A 611-nucleotide genomic window follows, 5' to 3' on the forward strand; every position below is an offset into this window, starting at 1 on the left:
AGTTAGGCGACGTTTTTAAATAATTAAATGGCAACTTTTGCTTTGCTGAACTCATTTAATTTTTCTATTTACGAGACTATCTAATTGAATATTTTAAAGAAATCAGTTTCATTTGTAATAATATTAGTTTGATTAAGATTGTTGAGCCACTTATCGATTTTAGATAAGTTTGTATTTTCCGATTTAAATGAATTTATTTCATTATTAAAATATTCTATGTTTTCCTGCAATTTACTAAAAGGGAAGAGCTTATAAAGCATTGGAGCATAACCGACTTGTTTCTCCCATTCTTTAATTATTATGGGCGCACCAGATTGGAAGCCACTCGTTGTTTCTATAAGCTTAATATTTGTATATTTAAATATATTAACTATTCCCGGAAAATGTTCTATAACGTTTTTAGGTATCATCAAGAATTCAGGTAAGCCATGAAATTTATAGTCATTTTTAATTTTCCAGGCATTAAACAAAAATTTCTCTATTGAAAAGGGCTGATCTGTTGAATATATTTCGCCATATGACGCCCCACTAAAATGATCCTTTATAATGAAATGAACTAAATGACGCTTAGTTGATTTCGAGTGATTTTTAAGATTAATATCAAAAGACTT

General features: G+C 28.3%; 1 protein-coding gene. It reads right to left on the reverse strand.

From position 1 onward, the window contains the following. Positions 1-80 precede the first annotated feature (80 nt). The coding region (locus JWG44_RS22340; protein ID WP_232371683.1) for a hypothetical protein at positions 81-611 on the reverse strand (531 nt) is incomplete at its 5' end.

This window comes from Leptospira ainazelensis, from assembly GCF_016918785.1.
Lineage (GTDB): Bacteria > Spirochaetota > Leptospiria > Leptospirales > Leptospiraceae > Leptospira > Leptospira ainazelensis.